General features: G+C 67.4%; 21 protein-coding genes. 13 read left to right on the top strand and 8 right to left on the bottom strand.

The window, feature by feature from the left end:
- The first annotated feature begins 1 nt into the window (after position 1).
- The 3 genes from AC50X9_RS07840 to AC50X9_RS07830 are packed head-to-tail and all read left to right on the top strand — an operon-like array spanning position 2 to position 2,532.
- Positions 2-589: a tripartite tricarboxylate transporter TctB family protein gene (locus AC50X9_RS07840; RefSeq protein WP_494892092.1), complete on the top strand. Its 588-nt coding sequence runs from the start codon at positions 2-4 to the stop codon at positions 587-589.
- Between the two features lie 9 nt (positions 590-598).
- Positions 599-2,131, top strand: a complete 1,533-nt coding sequence (locus AC50X9_RS07835) for a tripartite tricarboxylate transporter permease (RefSeq protein ID WP_494892090.1) — start codon at positions 599-601, stop codon at positions 2,129-2,131.
- On the top strand, positions 2,128-2,532 hold the full coding sequence (locus tag AC50X9_RS07830) for a universal stress protein (RefSeq protein ID WP_494892088.1): 405 nt from the start codon (positions 2,128-2,130) through the stop codon (positions 2,530-2,532). The genes AC50X9_RS07835 and AC50X9_RS07830 overlap by 4 nt, the downstream gene beginning before the upstream one ends.
- A 376-nt stretch (positions 2,533-2,908) precedes the next feature.
- Here the strand turns inward: AC50X9_RS07830 and AC50X9_RS07825 are convergent, their stop codons facing one another.
- A complete protein-coding gene (locus AC50X9_RS07825) occupies positions 2,909-3,400 on the bottom strand; it encodes a MarR family winged helix-turn-helix transcriptional regulator (protein ID WP_494892086.1) in 492 nt (163 codons plus the stop codon).
- A gap of 143 nt (positions 3,401-3,543) precedes the next feature.
- On the opposite strand from AC50X9_RS07825, the gene ribA reads away from it, so the two are divergent.
- On the top strand, positions 3,544-5,457 hold the full coding sequence (ribA, locus tag AC50X9_RS07820; RefSeq protein WP_494892084.1) for a GTP cyclohydrolase II RibA: 1,914 nt from the start codon (positions 3,544-3,546) through the stop codon (positions 5,455-5,457).
- Between the two features lie 3 nt (positions 5,458-5,460).
- Here ribA and AC50X9_RS07815 read toward each other — a convergent pair whose 3' ends face one another.
- Positions 5,461-5,799 carry a YnfA family protein gene (locus AC50X9_RS07815; protein ID WP_494892082.1) on the bottom strand — a complete coding sequence of 113 codons (339 nt, stop codon included), beginning with the start codon at positions 5,797-5,799 and terminating at the stop codon, positions 5,461-5,463.
- 214 nt (positions 5,800-6,013) lie between these two features.
- On the opposite strand from AC50X9_RS07815, the gene AC50X9_RS07810 reads away from it, so the two are divergent.
- Together AC50X9_RS07810 and AC50X9_RS07805 are read left to right on the top strand one after the other, a co-directional pair.
- On the top strand, positions 6,014-6,316 hold the full coding sequence (locus tag AC50X9_RS07810; RefSeq protein WP_494892080.1) for a DUF4193 domain-containing protein: 303 nt from the start codon (positions 6,014-6,016) through the stop codon (positions 6,314-6,316).
- Positions 6,317-6,403: 87 nt separating this feature from the next.
- Complete coding sequence (locus AC50X9_RS07805; protein WP_494892078.1) at positions 6,404-7,405, top strand: hypothetical protein; 1,002 nt, start codon at positions 6,404-6,406, stop codon at positions 7,403-7,405.
- Positions 7,406-7,463: 58 nt separating this feature from the next.
- Here the strand turns inward: AC50X9_RS07805 and AC50X9_RS07800 are convergent, their stop codons facing one another.
- The 3 genes from AC50X9_RS07800 to AC50X9_RS07790 form a co-directional block, all read right to left on the bottom strand.
- Complete coding sequence (locus tag AC50X9_RS07800) at positions 7,464-7,799, bottom strand: YegP family protein (RefSeq protein WP_494892076.1); 336 nt, start codon at positions 7,797-7,799, stop codon at positions 7,464-7,466.
- A 226-nt stretch (positions 7,800-8,025) separates the two neighbouring features.
- Positions 8,026-9,006, bottom strand: a complete 981-nt coding sequence (locus AC50X9_RS07795) for a dienelactone hydrolase family protein (protein WP_494892074.1) — start codon at positions 9,004-9,006, stop codon at positions 8,026-8,028.
- 91 nt (positions 9,007-9,097) lie between these two features.
- A complete protein-coding gene (locus AC50X9_RS07790) occupies positions 9,098-9,841 on the bottom strand; it encodes a TetR/AcrR family transcriptional regulator (RefSeq protein WP_494892072.1) in 744 nt (247 codons plus the stop codon).
- Positions 9,842-9,948: 107 nt separating this feature from the next.
- Here AC50X9_RS07790 and AC50X9_RS07785 point away from each other — a divergent pair, with 107 nt between their 5' ends.
- The 5 genes from AC50X9_RS07785 to AC50X9_RS07765 all read left to right on the top strand — a co-directional run bounded on the left by AC50X9_RS07785 (position 9,949) and on the right by AC50X9_RS07765 (position 15,337).
- On the top strand, positions 9,949-10,656 hold the full coding sequence (locus AC50X9_RS07785) for a DUF2306 domain-containing protein (protein ID WP_494892070.1): 708 nt from the start codon (positions 9,949-9,951) through the stop codon (positions 10,654-10,656).
- Between the two features lie 129 nt (positions 10,657-10,785).
- The gene (locus AC50X9_RS07780) at positions 10,786-11,799 is read left to right on the top strand and encodes an isopenicillin N synthase family dioxygenase (protein WP_494892068.1); all 1,014 of its coding nucleotides are present in this window, start codon (positions 10,786-10,788) and stop codon (positions 11,797-11,799) included.
- Between the two features lie 170 nt (positions 11,800-11,969).
- Positions 11,970-14,663: an ATP-dependent helicase HrpB gene (gene hrpB, locus AC50X9_RS07775; RefSeq protein WP_494892066.1), complete on the top strand. Its 2,694-nt coding sequence runs from the start codon at positions 11,970-11,972 to the stop codon at positions 14,661-14,663.
- Positions 14,664-14,768: 105 nt separating this feature from the next.
- Positions 14,769-15,041: a hypothetical protein gene (locus AC50X9_RS07770; protein WP_494892064.1), complete on the top strand. Its 273-nt coding sequence runs from the start codon at positions 14,769-14,771 to the stop codon at positions 15,039-15,041.
- Complete coding sequence (locus tag AC50X9_RS07765; RefSeq protein WP_494892062.1) at positions 15,038-15,337, top strand: hypothetical protein; 300 nt, start codon at positions 15,038-15,040, stop codon at positions 15,335-15,337. The genes AC50X9_RS07770 and AC50X9_RS07765 overlap by 4 nt, the downstream gene beginning before the upstream one ends.
- 46 nt (positions 15,338-15,383) lie before the next feature.
- Here the strand turns inward: AC50X9_RS07765 and AC50X9_RS07760 are convergent, their stop codons facing one another.
- Complete coding sequence (locus AC50X9_RS07760; protein WP_494892060.1) at positions 15,384-16,706, bottom strand: nicotinate phosphoribosyltransferase; 1,323 nt, start codon at positions 16,704-16,706, stop codon at positions 15,384-15,386.
- 71 nt (positions 16,707-16,777) lie between these two features.
- Here AC50X9_RS07760 and ligD point away from each other — a divergent pair, with 71 nt between their 5' ends.
- Positions 16,778-17,800: a non-homologous end-joining DNA ligase gene (gene ligD / locus AC50X9_RS07755; protein ID WP_494892058.1), complete on the top strand. Its 1,023-nt coding sequence runs from the start codon at positions 16,778-16,780 to the stop codon at positions 17,798-17,800.
- Positions 17,801-17,807: 7 nt separating this feature from the next.
- On the opposite strand, the gene AC50X9_RS07750 is transcribed toward ligD, so the two are convergent.
- Entirely contained in the window at positions 17,808-18,728 is a 921-nt protein-coding gene (locus tag AC50X9_RS07750) for an amidohydrolase family protein (RefSeq protein ID WP_494892056.1), read from the bottom strand.
- Positions 18,729-18,798: 70 nt separating this feature from the next.
- Entirely contained in the window at positions 18,799-19,071 is a 273-nt protein-coding gene (locus tag AC50X9_RS07745; RefSeq protein ID WP_494892054.1) for a hypothetical protein, read from the bottom strand.
- Between the two features lie 186 nt (positions 19,072-19,257).
- Between AC50X9_RS07745 and AC50X9_RS07740 the strand changes: the two genes are divergently transcribed.
- The gene (locus tag AC50X9_RS07740; protein ID WP_494892049.1) at positions 19,258-19,977 is read left to right on the top strand and encodes a TetR/AcrR family transcriptional regulator C-terminal domain-containing protein; all 720 of its coding nucleotides are present in this window, start codon (positions 19,258-19,260) and stop codon (positions 19,975-19,977) included.
- Position 19,978: the final 1 nt, after the last annotated feature.

The raw sequence follows: 19,978 nt of genomic DNA, 5'->3' as shown, positions 1-19,978 counted from the left end.
TGTGACAGCAACACCTCCAGTGTCCGCCGGAGGGGGCAGCCAGGCGGCTGCCCGCTCCGGCGGGGACGCCCCTGACCGTCCCAAGGACCTTCCGGAGGAGGATCTCACGCCCGAGCAACTGGCCGCCCAGTGGGAGGATGAGAAGCCGCCTGCAGCCGGCGCCCTGGCCAACACGGCCGCCTCTTTGGTGGTCCTCGGCGTCGGCGTCGGCGCGCTCCTCCTGTCGCTGGCGATGGGCCTGGGTACCCCGGCAGCACCGCAGCCCGGACTGTGGCCGTTCATGATCAGCTGCATCATGGTGGTCCTGGGACTCTTCCAGCTCGTTATCGGGCGCCACAACCGGGACGCGGAGAAATTCACCCGCATGTCCATGGCGCCCCTGACCGGTCTCGTCACCCTCGCCGCCATGGTGGCGCTGATGCCGGTCATCGGCTTTGAGTTGCCCGCCCTCGTTCTGTGCATCATCTGGATGCGGTTCCTCGGCGGCGAAACCTGGCGCTCCACGCTGCTGATCAGCGCCATCGTCGTGGCAGCGTTCTACGGCATCTTTGTCCTGGCGCTGAACACGTCCATACCCCACCTCTTCTAGGAGAACCCCGTGGATTTTCTAAATCCCGTGATCAACGGATTCGCCGTTGTCCTGGAGCCGACCAACCTCCTGTACTGCCTGATCGGCGTCGTCATCGGCATGTTGATCGGTGTGCTGCCCGGACTGGGGCCCGCGGCAACCATCGCCATCCTGCTCCCGCTTACGTACAACGTGGAACCCGTCACCGCCATCATCATGCTGGCCGGCATTTTCTACGGGGCACAGTACGGCGGCACCATCACCTCCGTGCTGCTGAAGCTGCCCGGCGAGGCATCGTCAGTGGTCACCGTCTTTGACGGCTACCAAATGGCCAAACAGGGCAAGGCCGGCACCGCCCTCGGCCTGGCCTCGATCGGATCCTTCATCGGCGGCACCGCTGCCATCATCGGCCTGACCTTCCTGGCGCCGGTCGTGGCCAGCTTCGCCCTCGACTTCGGCCCGGCCGAATATTCGGCACTGGCGCTGCTCGGGATCCTCCTGGTGGCAACCATCAGCAACGGATCCAAGACCAAGGCGCTCATCGCCGCGGCGCTGGGACTGCTGCTCGCCACAGTGGGCCGTGACATCTTCACCGGCGAAAGCCGCTTCACCTTCGGAAGCCTGGAGCTCGCTGACGGAATCGACTTCGTGCCGATCGCCATGGGTGTGTTCGGGCTCGGTGAGATCCTGTACAACCTCGAGGAACGCCACCGGGCCGCCAAGGCCCCCTCGAAGGTCACCAACGTCTGGCCCTCCCGTGCAGACCTCAAGCAGGCCTCGGGAGCGATCGGACGCGGCTCGGTCCTTGGCTTCTTCCTGGGCATCCTGCCTGGCGGCGGCGCAACGATTGCCTCGATGGCGTCCTATGCCATGGAGAAGAAGCGGGCCAAGCAGCCTGAACGGTTCGGAAAGGGCGCTCCCGAGGGTGTTGCCGGTCCCGAAACGGCCAACAACGCTGCCGCGACCTCCTCGTTCATCCCCTTGCTCACGCTGGGGATCCCCGCGAACGCCACCATGGCACTGATGTTCGGGGCCCTCCTGATCCAGGGCGTGACACCCGGCCCCCAGCTCGTCGAGGAGCACCCGGACCTGTTCTGGGGCGTGGTGAATTCCATGTATATCGGCAACATCCTGCTGCTGATCATGAGCCTGCCGCTGGTAGGCCTGTTCGTGAAGATCCTTCGGGTGCGGGCCGCCATTCTCGCCCCCGTCACTGCCCTCATCACCCTGCTGGGTGCCTACACCATCAACAACAGCATGTTCGACGTCACGCTCGTCGTCGTCTTCGGCATCATCGGCTACCTCATGAAGAAGTTTGGCTTCGAACCGGGACCACTGGTGCTGGCCTTTGTCCTCGGATCCCTGCTGGAAAGCTCCCTGCGGCGTTCGCTGCTTGTCTTTGGCGGGGACCCGATGGGATTCTTCAGCCGCCCGATTTCGGCGACGCTCCTCATCGTCTTCGTGCTGGTCGCCGTCCTCCCGGGCATCCGGACCGTAATGGCCAAGCGCAAGCCCTCCACCCCCGGAGTGCCCGCCCCTGAACAAATCAAGGAGAAGGTATGAGCATTATCGTCGGTTTCGTCCCCACACCCGCGGGGGAGGCCGCACTCACGGCCGGTATCGCGGAGGCCACCCTCCGGAACGAAGACCTCGTCATCGTCAATTCGGCCCGGGAAGGCGCGCTGGTGGACAAGGCCGTGGCCACCGCCGCACTCCTTGAGCAGGCCGCGAAGCGCGCCACGGACGCCGGCGTCACGGCGTCCGTGATGCAGCCCTCGTATCAGCACGACCTGGCGGACGAGTTTCTCGAGCTCGCGCGGGAGGTCAACGCCTCGCTGATTGTCATCGGCCTGCGCCACCGTACCCAGGTGGGGAAGTTCATCATGGGAAGCCATGCCCAGCGGATCCTGATCCAGGCGGACCGTCCGGTTTTGGCCGTCAAGGCAGACGGCGCCGGACGCTGAGACGGCCACAACCCGGACGGTGAAACAGGGCGGGTCCGAACCATTCGGTTCGGACCCGCCCTGTTTGTCGTAACGGCCAAAGGGGGACCGACGACGGCTGGGGAGAGATGCCCCGGTCTCAGAGGGCTCTCGCACGTCGCCGGCCCCGTCTCGCGCCGGACCTCACGGTTCCGGCAAGCAACAGCAGCCAATCGCACATCATGCGGTGTTCTTCTCATGCGGCGTTCTGCTCAGGCAGCGTTTCTTCTCAGGCAGCGTCCTTCGTGCTGCCATTAGTACTATTTAACACCCTGCGGTCAACTACGGGGAGTTAGGCCTGGGGATGGACCTGCAGTGAGTTCACGCGGGGCCACTGCCTCCCGGAAAGGGCCGCGTGCTAGTCCTTGTCGCGCAGGCAGCCGGCATCGGGATCGACGGCGCGCAGGACGCGCTGGCCGATGTCACCCAACTGGCGCGACTGGGTTCTGGTCAGGGGGTCGAAGACAAGCGCGCGGACGGCAGCGACATGACCAGGCGCCGTTTGCTCAACCTTCTCCCACCCGTCCTCCGTGAGGGTGACGAGGGTGGTGCGGCCGTCGGACGGATCGGGGGAGCGGCGCACCCAGCCGCGCTTTTCCAGCCGGCTGACAACCTGGGACAGCCGGGGAAGGCCAGATTCCGTGAAGCCTGCCAGCTCACTCATTCGGCGTGTGCGGCCGGGAGCTTCGGAGAGGCCAGCCAGCACCATGTACTCAAAGTGGCTGAGCCCGGCGTCGCGCTGGAGCTGGGCGTCGAGGGCTGACGGCAGCCGGACCATTACGCCGACAAGAGTTAACCAGGCCTGGCGCTCTTCGCTACTCAGCCACTGGGGTTCCGCCGCAGGTTCCATCGGGCCAGCGTAACACTTCAAGCATGAAGTTATTTCGGCGCCGCAATCACTTGCATCGTGAACTAACTGTCGATACGGTTAACTTCAATCTTCAAGTAAATTTCTGATTGGACCCACATGCTCGTGCCCCGTTTGGACCTCAGATGACCGTACTGTTCGAGTCATCAGCGCCGCCCCTGGCGGTAGCCCCGGCAACAGTCCGAAGCCAGGTCACCGTTCCGCTGCGCTTTCCGGACGGCTTCACCGCCACCACCCAGGTGCTGACGTTCCGGGGCCTGTCCGACGGCAAAGAACACCTGCTGCTCGCATTGGGCGAGTGGGAGCAGGCGCTGCTGCATCAGGGGCCCACGGGCCCGGCGCCTCTCGTCAGGCTGCACAGCGAATGCCTGACCGGTGACGTGTTCGGCAGCCAGCGCTGTGACTGCGGACCGCAGCTGCGCGAGGCGGTCGAGCAAATCGCAGACGCAGGCGGGTTCCTCCTCTACCTCCGACAGGAGGGCCGCGGCATCGGCCTCTACTCGAAGCTCGATGCCTATGCGCTTCAGGACGCCGGTCTGGACACCTACGAAGCGAACCTTGCCCTCGGCCACGGCGAGGACGAGCGTGAATATACCGCCGCCGCGCAGATGCTGGGCGCCCTCGGCGCCACCTCGGTACGCCTGCTCAGCAACAACCCGGACAAGGCGGCGCAGCTGAACGCCCTCGGCATCGATGTCACCGAGCAGCTCCCCACCGGGGTGCACTTGTCGGAGGCCAATCACCGCTACCTGACGGCGAAACGCGACCACACCGGCCACACGCTCGACCTGCCGGCCGACGTCGAACCCGGCCCGGACGCCGATGAAGGCAAGCACTCTGGCGGGACCGCCAGCGCGAGGAACGCTGCAGCCGACGGCGTTCTGCCCACCCATGACGAGCTGCTCAGCCGGATTGACGGGCTCGTTCCCCGGCTGAGGGAGCGGGCCGAGGAAACGGAGAATCTCCGCCGAATCCCCGACTCCACGATGGAGGACCTGAAGGACGCCGGCGTTTTCCAGCTGCTGTCCCCGAAGGCTGTCGGCGGGTTTGGTCTGGGCCTCGAAACGTATGCAGAGTCCGTCCGCCGGCTCGCGCGCGGCTGCGCCTCCACCGCCTGGACCGCCGGTCACCTGACCGAGCACGTCTGGATGCTGGCACGGTGGCCGCAGGACGTTCAGGACGAAGTCTTCGCGCACGGTCCTGCTCCGTTGGCCGCCGCGACCGGGGCACCGGTGGGGACCGCCGAGAAAGTCCCGGGAGGCTTTGTCATTTCCGGCCGGTGGAGCTTCGCCTCCGGCGTGATGCACTCCGGGTGGGTCCTGTTGGCGGCGCAGCACGGGGACACGCGCCTGCAGTGCCTCGTGCCGATTTCCGACGTCGAACTGATGGACGTGTGGCACACGGCAGGGCTGCGGGGCACGGGCAGTAATGACGTCCGAACAGAGCGGCTGTTCGTGCCGGCACACCGGACCCTGGACTGGGCGCTTCTGGGGGCGGCGGACAACCCGGGCAGCCGGATCCATCCGGACCCAATCATCCACACCCCCCTGGCCACGCTGTTGAACCTAGTGGCACCGGCCGCCGCGCTGGGCGCCGCCGAGCACGCCGTCGAACTGTTCCGCGCGGGGATGCTGGTGCGCAAGGTCAAAAACACCGTGGAGAACCGCCAGGCGGATTCGCCGCTCGCACAGGCCCGCTTCTCGCAGGCCTACGGGCTCGTGGTCACCGCACAGTTGCACTGGGACGAGGCGATCAGGGTTGTTTCCGCCGCCTATCAGCGTCAGCCCTCAGCACTGACGGAGGGGGAGCGTGCCCGGCACCGGCTCTCGCTCGCCCTCAGCGGGGAGGCAGCGGCCGAAGCAGTCCGTCTCGTGATGGCGGGATCAGGCGGCAGTGCCCACCGGCTTTCGCACCCGCTGCAGCGGATCCAACGCGACGTCAACGTCCTGCTCAATCACCCAACCCTGACGGTCGATCCGATCCTCGAGCAGGCGGGCCGCGGCCTGCTCGGCCTGGGGTTCACGATCCCCTCGTTCTAAGAACTACCCGGCGCTCCGGGGCGCAAACATGATCACGCACACACCCATCAGGCAGATGATTGACCCGGCGATGTCCCAGCGGTCGGGCCGGAATCCGTCGAAAATCATGCCCCAGGCGAGCGATCCGGCCACGAAGACGCCGCCGTAGGCTGCGAGGATGCGCCCGAAATGCGCATCCGGCTGTAAGGTTGCCACGAAGCCGTAGGCACCCAGGGCGACGACGCCCGCTCCGGCCCACCACCAGTCCTTGCCTTCGCGGACCGACTGCCAGACCAGCCAGGCGCCGCCGATTTCGGCCGCCGCGGCGAGGGCGAACAGCACGATCGATTTTGCGATAGTCACGGCCCCATCATCGCAGGGCTGGTGACCGGGCTGTCGCGGAGCGGCCGGGCCGTTGGATTCGCTGAAGCCAGGGGGAGCCGCCGAGCCCGCATCCCTGGAGGCGGCTCGTGTCCAGGTCTCCGCCCGGGTATCCTCTGGGGATGGGAATACCCCAGCGGTTCTATACGTTGAACACCTAGCCGAACCGCAAACCGAAGAAGAGAGAAACACCTCAGTGGCAACCGATTACGATGAAGTACGTTCCGACGTCAAGGAATCGCAGGACAGGTCCTTGGAAGCGTTGCAGTCCGCCAACGCCCCGGACGCCCGCAGCGTTGTGAGCGAGCTCGATGAAGCCGATTCGCTGGACGGTTCGATTACCCCGGGCGGAGAATTCGTTGCCGAGGAACTGGTCGTCCAGGTCATCCCGCAGGCGGAGGATGAATTCACCTGTTACTCCTGCTTCCTCGTCCGGCACCGCTCCCAGATCGCCCGCGAGAAGAATGGTCACGCTTACTGCGTTGACTGCGAAGGCTAAAACCTTCCCGGGACCGGCGGTGAAATCCGGCGCCGCCGGTCGAACAAAACTGTGTAAACAAAACACCGCGAGCACTACAATCGGCGCATGACTGTCCTGGATTGGCTGCTGGATTCTGACCCTTCGGTCCGCTGGCAGACGCTGCGCGATCTGGCCGGCGCCCCGGCCGACGTCGTGGCCGCCGAGCGCGCACGGGTGACCACCGAGGGGTGGGGTGCCCGGTTGTTGGCGTTGCGCGGGGAGGACGGCCAATGGGCCGGGGGAGCCTATTTCCCCGCCCAGGGCGACCATTCCGACGTCGAACCTCCCCAAGCGGCTGACGCTGCGGACGGCGAGCACGAGGCACCCGACGACGGCAGCCAGCCGTGGACCGCCACGACGTACGGCCTCCTGCAGCTGCGTGACTTCGGTGCCGACCCGGCAAGTGAGCAGCTGCGCGAGACTGTCGCCCTGGTGCGGGAGAACTGCCGTTGGGAAGAGGGCGGCCAGCCCTACTTCAACGGCGAAGTCGAGCCCTGCATTAACGGAATGGCGGTGGGCCTGGGAGCCTACTTCGCCCAGGATGTCGACAGCGTGGTCGCCCGGCTTGTCCGTGGCCAGCTCGACGACGGCGGGTGGAACTGCTGGGCCGACCATGGTGCCGTGGTCTCGTCGGCCGCCACCACGATCAACGTCCTCGAAGGGCTCCTGGCGCACGAGCAGGCAACCGGTGGCTCAGCGGAATCCACCGAGGCGCGCCGGCGCGGCGAGGAGTACCTGCTCGAACGCGGGCTGTTCCGCCGCAAAAGCACCGGCGACGTCATCGACCCGGTCTGGCTGGAGTTCAGCTATCCGCCCCGCTGGTACTACGACGTGCTCCGTGCCCTGGAGTACTTCCGTTCCGCCGGCGGGCCGCCGGACCCGCGCCTGGCCGAGGCTGTCGAGCTGCTTCGATCGAAGAAACAGCCCGACGGTACCTGGCTTTTGGAAAACACCCACCCCGGGCAGACCCATTTCGAACTTGAGGATGGCGACGGCAGGCCGAGCAGATGGAACACGCTGCGGGCGCTGCGTGTGCTGCGGTGGCATGACGGCGGAGTGAGCCCGTAGCCAACCATTCCGGGGTCGACCATTCCGGGGTCGACAGGACAGCCTTTCCCGGCCGGCGCTAGGTTGCGCCCAACCACCTGGGCGCCGTTGCCGCCCGGCGGATGGTCTTGGCGCGGGTGTGGAATCGGTCGGCCCGTTTATGCCAGTCGTGACGGGCCTGCGCGGCGATGCTGGAATGGGTTGATTCCAGCCGGCCGTGGTCCCTCCCGCTGCCGGGGCACACGTCATTAATCAGCCCCATGCCGGCGCACTCCCGCACCGCTTCGATGCCGGCGACGGCTGCGGACTTGTCCGTGAACGCGGCCGACACCGCCATTATGGTGCCGTCCGGTGCCTTCAGCCGGAATCGGAAATTCGACTGCCCGTCAACGAACAATTCAATACTTCCAGCCATTCTGGTAATCCTCCCCGTCTTCGGAGCCTGTCCCCTGACGTCGAAACCGCGGAGCAGGGCCGAACGCATCGCTGCGTTCCTGCCACGCTGCTCCGGTCGAACGATCGCGAAGGGGCTTTTCATCTGTGTTAACCAGTCTGTTGCACGCCCGCGGTGCCTACAAGGCGCGGCAGGTAAACCCTGGGTAAAAGCTGTGCAACAGCGCTCTGAGACGTTTCGGCGGGGATCAGACGTATTTGGCGAACCAGGCGAGCGTGTCATTCCAGGCCGCGGTGGCCTGCGCCTCAACGTACCGCTGTCCGGTGTCGTTGTGGAAGGCGTGGTCGACGCCGGGATAGACGGTGAGCTGGTGGCGGACATCCGTGGCAGCCAGGGCTTCCCGCAGGGCCGGCAATGCGCCCGTGATCCGCTGATCGAGTTCGGCATAGACGCCGAAGACCGCCGGCTTGATCGTGGGGATCTTTTCCAGATCGGGCGAGGGCCCGTAGAACGCTGCGGTTGCTTTCAGCCCCGGAAGCTCCGTAGCGCCCTGCCAGGTAATGCCTCCGCCGAAGCAAAACCCGGTCATGGCGATCCGGGCCTCGTCAACAAAGTCCTTTGACTGCAGGTGATCGAAGGCAGCGGCGAAATCCGATACGTGGCGTGCGGTGCCGGCAGCCGTCAAGGCGCCGGGGACGGCGTCGCGGTCCATGGCGGCCGTGCCCCCTTCCCGGCTGAGCAGGTCCAACGCCAGGGCGGCGTAGCCGGCCTTGGCGAAGCGGCGCGCCACGTCCTCGATGTGTGGGGTCAGCCCGCGGTTTTCGTGGCAGATCAGTACGGCCGGTCCGGGCGCTCCCGACTCGGGCCGGGCCAGGTAGGCGCTGATGTCGGTCCCCTCCGCCGGGAACCACACCGTCTCGGTCTTGAGGCCCGGCGCGCCCTCGGGGACGGAGAGCGGGCTTTTGGCCTCCGGCACCGGGCCGGCGGAAGCGGTGCCGGATGCCGAGCCCGACGGCGACGAGGGGCTGGGCGTCGGCATCGGGTCGGTGCTGCGCGGGACTTCTTCCGGTGTGCACCCGACCAGCAGCATCGCGGCCGACGCTGCGGCCATGCTGCCGGTAATAAACGCCACCCGCCGCGTGAACGTGCGCTGGCTCATGGCACCGGCGCGGTAATCGTCGAAGAATTCCTCGATCAGGTACTTCTCAAACTTGCCAAGCGTGGTCATGAAGGCCTCCTGGAGTGTGCGCACATCCTCCTCCGAAGTCCGCTGACAGGCAAGGGCGATCCTGACGCAGCCTGCCGGTGACGGGTGGCGGCTACCGGCTGTCCTGCCTCTTCTGCGCCGACGACCAGCCCTGTTCGTGCAGCCGCTCGAAACCGTCCAGAAGCAGATCGAGGGCAAACTCGAACTCGAACTGGTCATCGCAGCCGTGCCCGACGACCGACCCTTCATCGTGGGGCGTCGACGTGGCGACTGCCAGGATGTTCGGATAACGCGCCGCCATCTGCTCGACCATGGCGGACTCGGCGTCCGGCGACACCGTCGCGCCGGACCCGGCCGCAGGCGTCGCCGTCGGGCCAGCCGGGTCATCGAACAGCTCCTGGGTGAAACCCCACAGGCGGCCTCCGAGGGCGTGCATGACGTGGTGCGTGAGATCGGCTGTAAAGCCCCCGGCCAGGAACATGCCGATGAACGACTCCATGTAGTCAAGGACAGCGGGCGTCTTATTGGTCCTGGACTCAATAGCGCGCCGGGCCCACGGGTGCCGCTGCAGCGCCCGTCTCGCCGAGAGTACCCGCAACCGTACGGCGCTCTTCCAGTCGGTGTCGGGGGCGGGGGGATCGACCTCGCCGATGAGGCTGGCGACCATTCCGTCGAGCAGCTCCTCCTTGTTGGCGACGTGCTTGTAAAGAGCCATTGGCACCACGCCTAGTTCCTCGGCGAGCCTGCGCATGCTCACCGAGTCCAAGCCCGCGTCATCGGCGAGTGACACGGCGGCCATGAGCAGCCGGTCCCGGTTCAGGGGCGTACGGCGTGCGTTCTCCAGCTGCTGAGTCATCCGGACCACCTTTCCGTGGCTGTTGCCTCTTGACAAGTGTACACCGTACACCTAGCTTGGGAAGCGAACGGTGTACGCCGTACACTACCTGACTCGAGGACCAGGCCATGACAACAACACCCGCCAGCACGAGGCGGTCCACCGGAGGCTCCGCGCCGCAGTGGCCAGTACCCGTCGCCCTCATCCTGCTCAGCCTCATCCCGGTGGTCGCCGGCGCGTCCCGGATGGCGGAGATGACCGGCGGCGCAGCCATTACGCCGCAGAATGCCCGGTTTTTTGCCTCGCCGGTGCCCGTAGTGATCCACATTCTCAGTGTCACCATCTACAGCCTGCTCGGCGCGTTCCAATTCGTGCCCGCGCTGCGGGGCCGGCGGGCCTGGCACCGCGTCGCCGGTGGGATCCTCATTCCGGCAGGCCTGCTCTCCGCTCTCTCCGGCCTCTGGATGTCGGCGTTCTACCCGCTGCCCGACGGCACCACTGATGTCCCAATCCGGCTGTTCTTCGGCTCCGCAATGTTGGTCAGCATCATCCTCGGGCTTCTCGCGATCCGGCGCCGCGATTTCGTCGGCCACAGCGCGTGGATGACGCGCGGCTACGCCATCGGGGTCGCGGCGGGAACCCAGGCGCTGGTGATCCTTCCCTGGATGCTGGTGGTGGGAACGCCTGACGAGCTGACCCGGACACTGCTGATGGCGGCGGCCTGGATCATCAACCTGGCAGTGGCCGAAATCGTGATCCAGCGGCGCGCCCGGCTGTCCGCGCGTGAGCCTCGTTCGGCCGGCGCAGTCCGGATTGCCGCCCGGGTGTCCCGGTGACCTTGCCCGGGCTGAGTCCGTTCAAGGTCTTAAATCGACATCTAAATGCCCCCTCCGGGATCTCCGGTCCGTAACATTGAAGCCACTACAGTTCCCAGCTTGCCAAGTTCATCGAAAAGGACTATTAAGTTGCCACTCGAATCATTGCCCGTCCTGGATTTCTCCCGTTTGAGCGCGGGCCCGGAGGAGGCCGCTCGGTTTCGTGACGATCTACGCGACGCGATGCACGAGGTCGGCTTCCTCTACCTGGCCGGACATGGCATCCCGCAGGAGCTTATGGACTCGATGCTCGACGTGTCCCGCCGCTTCTTCGAACTGCCCGAGGCGCAGAAACTCGCCGTCGAAAACGTCCACAGCCCCCAGTTTCGGGGTTACACCCGGGTCGGCGGCGAGCTTACGGACGGAGCGGTCGACTGGCGCGAGCAGATCGATATCGGCGTCGAGCGCGAAGCCGTGGAACCGGGGCCGGGCGTCGCAGACTACTGGCGTCTGGAAGGTCCCAACCTGTGGCCGGACGCCCTCCCCGAGATGAGGGACATCGTCCTGGAGTGGAACGAGCGGCTGAGCGCGATCTCGCTGAGCCTCCTGCGTGCCCTGGCAGTGTCCCTCGGCGCGCCCGAAGACACCTTCGACGAGGCCTTCGCGGAACGGGCCTTTCCCCTGCTCAAGGTTGTCCGGTACCCGGGGGAGTCCGACCCGGAGCCCAAGCAGGGTGTGGGTTCCCACCGCGACGGCGGGGTCCTGACGCTGCTGCTCGTGGAGCCCGGAAAGGGCGGACTCCAGGTCGAGTACCAGGGGCAATGGATCGACGCCCCCCAGGTGCCGGGAACATTCGTCGTCAATATCGGCGAGATGCTCGAGCTGGCCACCAACGGCTACCTCAAGGCGACCCTGCACCGCGTGATCTCGCCGTTGCGCGGCACTGACCGGGTTTCCCTTCCATTCTTCTTCAATCCTGCGCTCGACGCGACGATGCCGCAGCTCGCTGTGAGCCCGGAATTTCAGTCCAAGGCGCGGGGCCTGTCGGTTGATCCGACCAACAGCCCGATTCTTGAAACTTACGGCGACAACGCTCTGCGCTACCGGCTTCGGGCACACCCGAACGTCGTCGCCGCCCACCACTCCGATCTGCAGAACGGCTGACGGCTGGTCCGCGTCCCGCTGCGCAGGTAGTCCCATGACGCGGCAACGCGGGGTCGCTTCCGGCCCATCCCAGGGGATTTATCGGCGCTAAGTGACCCCGCGTTGGGTGGGTGGGGGAGAGCCGGCGGCACGGTCACCGGGCGGCCGGGCCTTGTGGGCACAATGGAGGTGTGACTTCTCCGGCGTTTTTGCTGACCGCTCTCCCCGCGCCCTTCGACCTGGGGGCCATCGGGTCCGGTCTGGCGTTCGCGCAGTCGCTCGACCAGCTGGCCGATGCGCTGCGGTCCGGAGGGCCCAGTGCCACCGCCGTGGTGCAGGCGCCGCCGGGCACGGGCAAAACAACCCTCGTCCCGCCCCTGCTGGCCAACCTCGCGCTGGCTAACCTGGCGCTGGCTAACTCCGCTGCGGCTGCCGCCGGGCAGCAGACCCGGGCGGTGCCGCCGCGCATCATGGTGACCCAGCCGCGCCGCGTGGCCGCGCGATCGGCGGCCCGCCGCCTTGCCGCCCTGGACGGCAGCCGACTGGGGGACCGCGTGGGCTACACGGTCCGCGGCGAACGCCAGACCGGCCCGGGCACCCTGATCGAATTTGTCACGCCCGGCATCCTTCTGAACCGCTTGCTCGCGGATCCGGGACTGGAAACCGCGAGCGCCGTCATCCTCGACGAAGTGCACGAGCGCGGCCTCGACACGGACCTGTTGCTCGGCATGCTCACCGAAGTCCGCCAGCTGCGCAGCGACCTCTCACTCGTGGCCATGTCCGCCACGCTCGACGCGCCGCGGTTCGCCGCCCTCATTGGGGGCGGTGCCGCGGGGGATACGGACGGCGGCGGGCCGGCTCCCGTCGTCGACTGTCCGTCCGCGCTGTATGCCCTCACTGTGGACTGGGTGCCGGCCGCGGTGCCCCGGCTCGATGAACGGGGAGTGACACGCGCCTTTCTGGACCACGTGGCGGACACCGCGGCCACTTCGCATGCCGAAGCAGCCGCGTCCGGCCAGGACGTTGACGCGCTGGTGTTCGTTCCGGGTGCCCGGGAAGTGGCGTATGTCGCAGGCCGGCTGCGCGGCCGGACCCGCGCCGAAGTCCTGGAGCTGCACGGCCAGATTGGGCCATTGGAGCAAGACCGCGCCGTTTCCGGGCGGGAACCCGGCGGAAGCCCGCGGATCATCGTATCGACGTCGCTCGCCGAGTCCTCCCTAACCGTTCCCGGCGTCCGGCTGGTTATCGACTCTGGGCTCTCCCGCGAGCCCCGGCGTGATGCCAGCCGGGGAATGTCCGGACTGGTGAACGTGTCCTGCTCCCGTGCTTCGGCCGAACAGCGCGCCGGGCGGGCGGCCCGCCAGGGTCCCGGGCGGGTGGTCCGCTGCTTCGACCAGAGGACCTACGGCGCCGCGCCGGCCCACCAGACGCCGGAGATCGCGGTGGCCGACCTCACCGGGGCAGCGCTGGTTCTTGCCTGCTGGGGATCGCCCGGCGGCCGGGGACTGGCGCTGCCTGACGCGCCGCCGGTGGCCGCGATGGACGAGGCTGTTGAGGTGCTCCGCGAGCTGGGCGCGGTGGCGCCGGACGGTCTGGCCACGGATCTCGGCAAGACGCTGGCCAGGGTGCCCGCCGATCCCCGGCTGGCCCGCGCCCTGCTGGACGGGGCCGCCGCCATGGGCAGCCGAACCGCCGCGGAGGCCGTTGCGTTGGTCGCCGGGGACCAGCGTGCTCCCGGCGCTGATCTTCCGCGTCTCCTGGCCGCCCTGCGGGCGGGCAAGGATCCGGCGTCCCGGCGCTGGACGGAGGACGTCCGCCGGATGGATTCCATTGCACGCCAGGAGAGGTCCAGCGGCGCACCACTTCCCAAATCTGCTGCGGTACACGCCGCGGCGGCGCTCGGCTTCGTCGTCGCCCTCGCCTTCCCGGACCGGGTCGCGCGCCGCGTCTCCGGTGACGGGCCGGAGCGCTACCTGCTCAGCTCCGGGACGAGGGCGGGTCTTCCGGCCGGAAGCTCCCTGTCCGGACACGAATGGCTCGCCGTCGCGGAGGTCTCCCGGGCCCAGGGGCGCGACGCAGCCGGCACCGGCGCCGTCATCCGGTCCGCCGCCCCGCTGACGGCGGAAACCGCCGAAGCCGCCGCCCGGCACCTCCTCGGCGAAACCGTGGAGGCCCGGTTCAGCCAGGGCCGGGTCACCGCCCGGAAGGAACGCCGGCTGGGCGCGATCGTGCTGTCCTCCACACCGGTACGTCCCTCCGCCGCGGAGGGCCGGGCGGCGGTGGCCCGCGCGGTGGAGAAGGAAGGGCTCAGCACCCTCGGATGGTCTGCGGCGGCGGACGCTTTGCGCCGCCGCCTCGCCCTGGTGCACCGGGAACTCGGGGCCCCCTGGCCGGACGTGTCCGAGCCGGCCTTGCTGGCCCGACTCGACGAATGGCTGGCTCCGGAGCTAGAGGCGCTGGCCCGCGGCGCCGGCACGGCCGGAATTGACCTGGCCGATCCGCTGCGGCGACTGCTGCCGTGGCCCGACGCCGCCCGGCTCGGGGAGCTGGTCCCGGAACGGCTCCACGTGCCGAGCGGTTCCTGGGTGAAAATCGACTACCCCGCGGTAGGCGACGACGGCGGCCGTCCGGTCGTGGCGGTCAAGCTGCAGGAGTGCTTCGGCTGGGACCAGACACCGCGGCTGGTGGGCGGCCGGGTGCCGGTGCTGTTCCACCTGCTCTCGCCGGCCCGGCGGCCTCTGGCGGTCACGGACGACCTCGCCTCGTTCTGGTCCGGGCCCTACGCGCAGGTCCGAGCCGAGATGCGGGGACGCTACCCCAGGCATCCCTGGCCGGAGGATCCGTGGACGGCGCCTGCGACCGCGCGTACCAAGAACAGGAGCTGATTGGCCGGCGGCTGTTACGTCATTGTGACGCAGCCCACAGCGGGTTGGGTATCCTAGAAGCGGTCAGGCAGTCGGCCGCTCATGCTTCACAGGGGATTTTTTACAATGACCAGCAACCTCGACATCACCGTCGCTGTCGACCTCAGTTCGGAGTCTGCCCTCGTTTCACCGGAAGGCCAACTCACCGTTCGCAACGTTCCAGGCCTGATCTCCGTCGCCCACCGGGCGGGCAACGTCGGGTACGGGCTCAACGTCGTCGTGGACCTGCGGAAGCTGACCGCCGCAGATCCCAAAGCCGTCGCTATGATCCGCGACTCGGGATGGCAAGGGAGCCATCTGATCGGAGCCGGCAAAGCCGGCCGGGGGCTTGCGGCATGAGGCCGGAACTCGCCGGCGGGTACGGTTCGATCGCCCACGCCCACGGCGCAGGATTGATGTTCGATACTTTCCGCCGCTGGCCCCGGGTGCCATCGGCCCAGTTGGTGCGGCTCCGGTCGGCGCTGCTGCAGTGCGTCGAGGTGGCCTCCCCGGACAACGGCAGGGATCTCTCCGAGTCTGCGGGGAAACTGTTGCGGCTTGTCACCGATGAGCTGGAGCGCCGCAACAGCATGGCGGGCCCGGCCATGGTGCCCCCGGCAGGGTTCCGGCGCGCCCGGCGGCGGCCTCACGCATAGGCTAAACCCCACGCCTGGGGCTGGACCTCGCCCGTGGGGCTGGACCTCACGCGTAGATGGTCGGAATGGCGGGTTCGCCGCGCTGGAGCCGGTTGACGACGTCGGGCAGTTCGGCCATGGTCTCGGCGTGCCGGCGCCGGCCGCGGGTCACGGCCTCGGGCCCGGTCCATCCCGGCAGGAGCTCTCCGCCGCTTATAAATTGCTGCAGCAGTGGCCTGCCGTGCGGTTCCCCCGAGGGCGGGTGTCCAACGCCCAGGACTTCGTGGGTGGCTGTGCCCGAGGCGTCCAGCCTGCGCACTGCGTGCTTCCGGCCCCCGATGTTGATCTTGTTCTTGGAGCTCTTGGCCACCGCGGTGAACTCCCCGGCGTCAGTGGTTCGGCTGACCAGTTTGTAGACCATCCCGGCGGTGGGGGCGCCCGAACCGGTGACCAGCGCGGTACCGATGCCATACGCGTCCGCCGGCGCCGCCCGGAGGGCAGCCACGGAGTATTCGTCGAGATCGGAGGTGACGACGATCTTCGTATGGACGTTCCCCAGACTGTCGAGCAGCTCGCGGACCCAATGGGCTTGTGCGACCAGATCACCTGAGTCCAGCCGTACCGCCCCGAGTTTGTCCCCGGCGAGCTCGACGGCGGTACGGACAGCCGCTTCGACGTCGTAGGTGTCCACCAGCAGAGTGGTCCCGGCGCCCAGCGAGTCCAGCTGCGCCCGGAAGGCCTCCCGTTCGGTGTCGTGCAGCAGTGTGAAGGAATGCGCCGCTGTGCCGACCGTCCGGAGCCCGAAGCGCCGGCCCGCGGCCAGGTTCGACGTCGCTGCGAAGCCCGCGATGACGGCGGCGCGGGCCGCGGCGGCGGCGGCTTCCTCGTGGGCCCGGCGCGAACCCATCTCGAGGCACGGCCGTCCTCCTGCCGCGCTGACCATCCGGGAGGCTGCCGAGGCAATGGCGCTGTCATGGTTGAGGACGGACAGCACATAGGTCTCCAGAATGCAGGCCTCGGCAAAGCTGGATTCGACGATGAGGACGGGGGAGTAGGGGAAGTACGCCTCGCCCTCGGGATAACCCCAGATGTCGCCGGTGAACCGGAAGTCCGCGAGGCGGGCCAGGGTGCCGCCGTTGACGACGCCGGTGCGGTCCAGGAACTCCAGCTCCGACGGTCCGAAACGGAAACCGGCGACGCCCTCGAGCAGCCGGCCGGTTCCGGCAACGATCCCGTACCGCCGGCCTTCCGGCAGTCCGCGGGCGAACGCCTCGAAGACGGTCCTCCGTTCAGCAGCACCGGAGTGCAGCGCAGCCTGCAGCATAGTCAGTTCGTAGTGGTCGGTGTAGAGGGACGTGAGGGGGCCGTCCCACGCTGGAGAGGTGTCCATGATTCACCCTATTCCTCACTGCGTTGCGGCGGGCTCTTCAGTTGCCCCGTATCGCGGGGTACGTTGTCCCAATGGCCAAGGAAGAAGCAAACGTCACCGTCAGCGGGCCCAACGGAAACCGGGAAGTGAGGATTTCAAGCCCAAGCCGGGTCCTGTGGCCGGAGCTCGGGCTGACCAAGCTGGACCTGGCCCGCTACATGATCGACGTCGGCGACTGTTTCCTGGCAGCCAACGGAAACCGTCCTGTCACGCTCCAGCGGTTCCCGGACAACATCGAGGGCGAGCACTTCTTTTCGAAGAATCCGCCCAGGGGCGCTCCGGACTTTGTGGGCTCGGTGATGGTGGTCTATCCCAGCGGACGCTCGCATCCCCAGCTTGTCTTCGACGAGATTGCCGCCGCGGTTTGGGCGGTCCAGATGAACGCGGTGGTGTTCCACCCGTGGGCCTCGCGGGCCGGCAATCCGGACAATCCCGATCAGCTGCGGGTCGACCTGGACCCGCAGCCGGGCACCGGAATTGAGGACGCTATTCCCGCCGCGCAGGAACTGCGCGCGGTGCTGTCGGAGGCCGGGCTGGAGGCCTTCATCAAGACGTCAGGCAACCGGGGCCTGCATGTGTTCGCCCCGATTGAACCCAGCCATGAATTCCTCGAAGTACGGCATGCTGTGATCGCCGCTGCCCGCGAACTCGAACGGCGGATGCCACATGCCGTCACTACCGCGTGGTGGAAAGAGGAACGGGGTGCGCGGATCTTTGTCGATTTCAACCAGGCGAACCGGGACCGCACCATCGCGGGGGCCTACAGTCCGCGCGCGTTGCCCGGTGCGACAGTTTCCTGTCCGATCGGCTGGGACGAGCTGGAGCACGTCAGCACGAAGGACTTCACCATCGCCACGGTGCCGGAACGGCTCAAGGCCACCGGGGACCCGTGGGCGGACATGCATACCAAGCCCGGCACCATCGACGTTCTGCTTGGCTGGTGGGGGCGTGACCTGGCAGCAGGGCTGGGTGAGTTGCCGTTCCCGCCGGATTACCCGAAGATGCCGGGCGAGCCCATGCGGGTGCAGCCCAGCCGGGCCAGGAACAAGGACTAGGCGGGGATCAGACGCCCAGCAGGCGCTCGCCGTTGAACCAGCAGACCGCGCGCAACCAGTCGTCGTCGAGGCCGGGCTCCCGGTCGCGGAGGCGTTCCAGTGACTCCAGCTGGTGGGCATAAGCGTACGGAATGTTCGGGAAGTCACTGCCGAGCACGATCCGCTCCGGCATCGCGGCCAGCCGCGGCAGCAACTCCGGCGGGAACGGCGCGGCCGCCTCGAAGAATTCCGTGAAGACCATGGTGGTGTCCAGATGGAGGCGGGGGTATTTCTCGGCCAGGTCGAGGAACTCGCCATACTCGGGCGCCCCCAGATGGGCGACGACGGCGGTCAGCTGGGGATGGCGGCGCATCACACCTTCAAGCTTGTCCGGACCGGTGAAGCCGGGCCGCGGCACCGGGCCGCTGCCGACATGGACCACGACCGGAACTCCGGACTCGGCAAGCAGCCCCCAGACCGGGTCGAGTACCGGCTCGCGCAGGTCGAATCCGCCCACCTGCGCATGGATCTTGAAGACCCGCGCGCCGCGGTCCAAGGCCGACCGCACCTGGTCCAGGACACCGTCCTCGGGATAGAACGTGGCGCTCGGGACGCAGTCAGGTTCTGCCGCGGCCAGCTCAAGCGCGAAATCGGTGAGGTCCGCCGCCATGCCGGGCCGGTGCGCGTAGGTCAGCGCGGTGAAATGCCGCAAACCCAGCTGGCGCAGCCGGGCGAGCCTGCTGGCCTCATCCGTCCGGTAGGTGATGGGCCAGGGACGGCCAATCAGGGGGCCGGCCTCGTCGAAGTGGGCCCACACGCGCCGCAGCATCCGCTCCGGCAGGAAATGCGTGTGGATATCGATCAGCCCCGCGAGTCCGAGGCTTGCCCACCACTGGGGTACGTCAGTGTCCTGCATCGTTTCCACTGGCTCTTCCGTCAGGTTGCTCACGCCCACAGTGTGTCACGCCGGGCAGTCTGCCCCGGGGTGACACACTGCGGGGAGAGGTGGCCCCGCTGCCTCAATTCAGGGCAGGATACGTGGCCAGGATGTAGTCGGTGGCGGCAGGTCCGGCCATTCGGAGCCTGCTGCGGCCGGGGGTTATGCGGTGTTCCTTCAGGGCGGCCCAAAAGCCGGATACCGGGTGCGGTGCGGCGTCGTGGAGCAGGCACCAACTTATGTAAAGACCGTAGAGCTGGTCTTTCTGCAGGACGGATCCGTCGTCGGGTCCTGCGATGGTGGCCTCGGCGAGGAAGCTGTTGATGTGGGCATGGGCAATCGCTGAAGCGGCCATGGTTGGCTCTCTTCCGTGCTGTGCAGTGGATGCTGCCGTGTGGCTACAGCAGCGGGCACTTCAGCACCGTGCACGGGGCACCGAAGGGGTGTCTACATTGTAGATATTAGGCGTAGACTACAAACATGGCAAGTGGTGCCGCGATCGCGGCGCCTGGCCTCCAGGTTTGAGGAAGTGGCAGAAACCATGGCAACCCCGCAGCAACCCGCAGTCGAAGAAGAAGCGGTTAGTGTGACCCGGAAGAACCGCCTCAGCCGCGAGATCGTGTTGGAAGCGGCCTTGAAACTCGTTGATGACGAGGGGCTCGAAGCGCTGACCATGCGCAGGCTGGGGCAGGCACTTCACCGGGATCCGATGGGGCTGTACCGCTACGCGGCCAACCGGGCCGCCCTTCTGGACGGCGTCACGGAGCTCGTCCTTAACGAGCTGGCCATCTTCGGCGACGACCCGGACTGGCAGGGGCAGCTGCGGCGCATCGCCCACGACCTCCGGCTGCTCGCGCTTCGCCATCCCAACGTAGTTCCGTTGCTGGTGACCCGGCCGCTCTCCACCCCGCTGGGTCTCCGCCCGCTGGGCACCCTCCGGCCGCTGGAACAAATCCTCGGCCTGCTGATCGACGCCGGCTTCAGCGCCTCCGATGCCCTGCACGTGTACCGGGCCTACTACGGATTCCTCTACGGCCACATCCTCAACGAACTTCAGGAATTCATCGTGGACCCGGATGAGAATGAGGCGCTGCTTCGTCTTGGCCTGCACCGTCTTCCGCCGAAGGAATTCCCGCGGCTGCGCGCCCTGGCTCCCGCGCTCGTCGACTACGACGGGGCCCAGGAGCTGGATCAGGGGATCACCATCCTGTTGTCCGGGCTCACAGCCCACCTTTCCGCGCCGCTGATCCCGAAAGGCTGAA

Source organism: Pseudarthrobacter sp. HLT1-3 (genome assembly GCF_059383535.1).
This window is presented reverse-complemented; position numbering and strand designations above follow the sequence as displayed.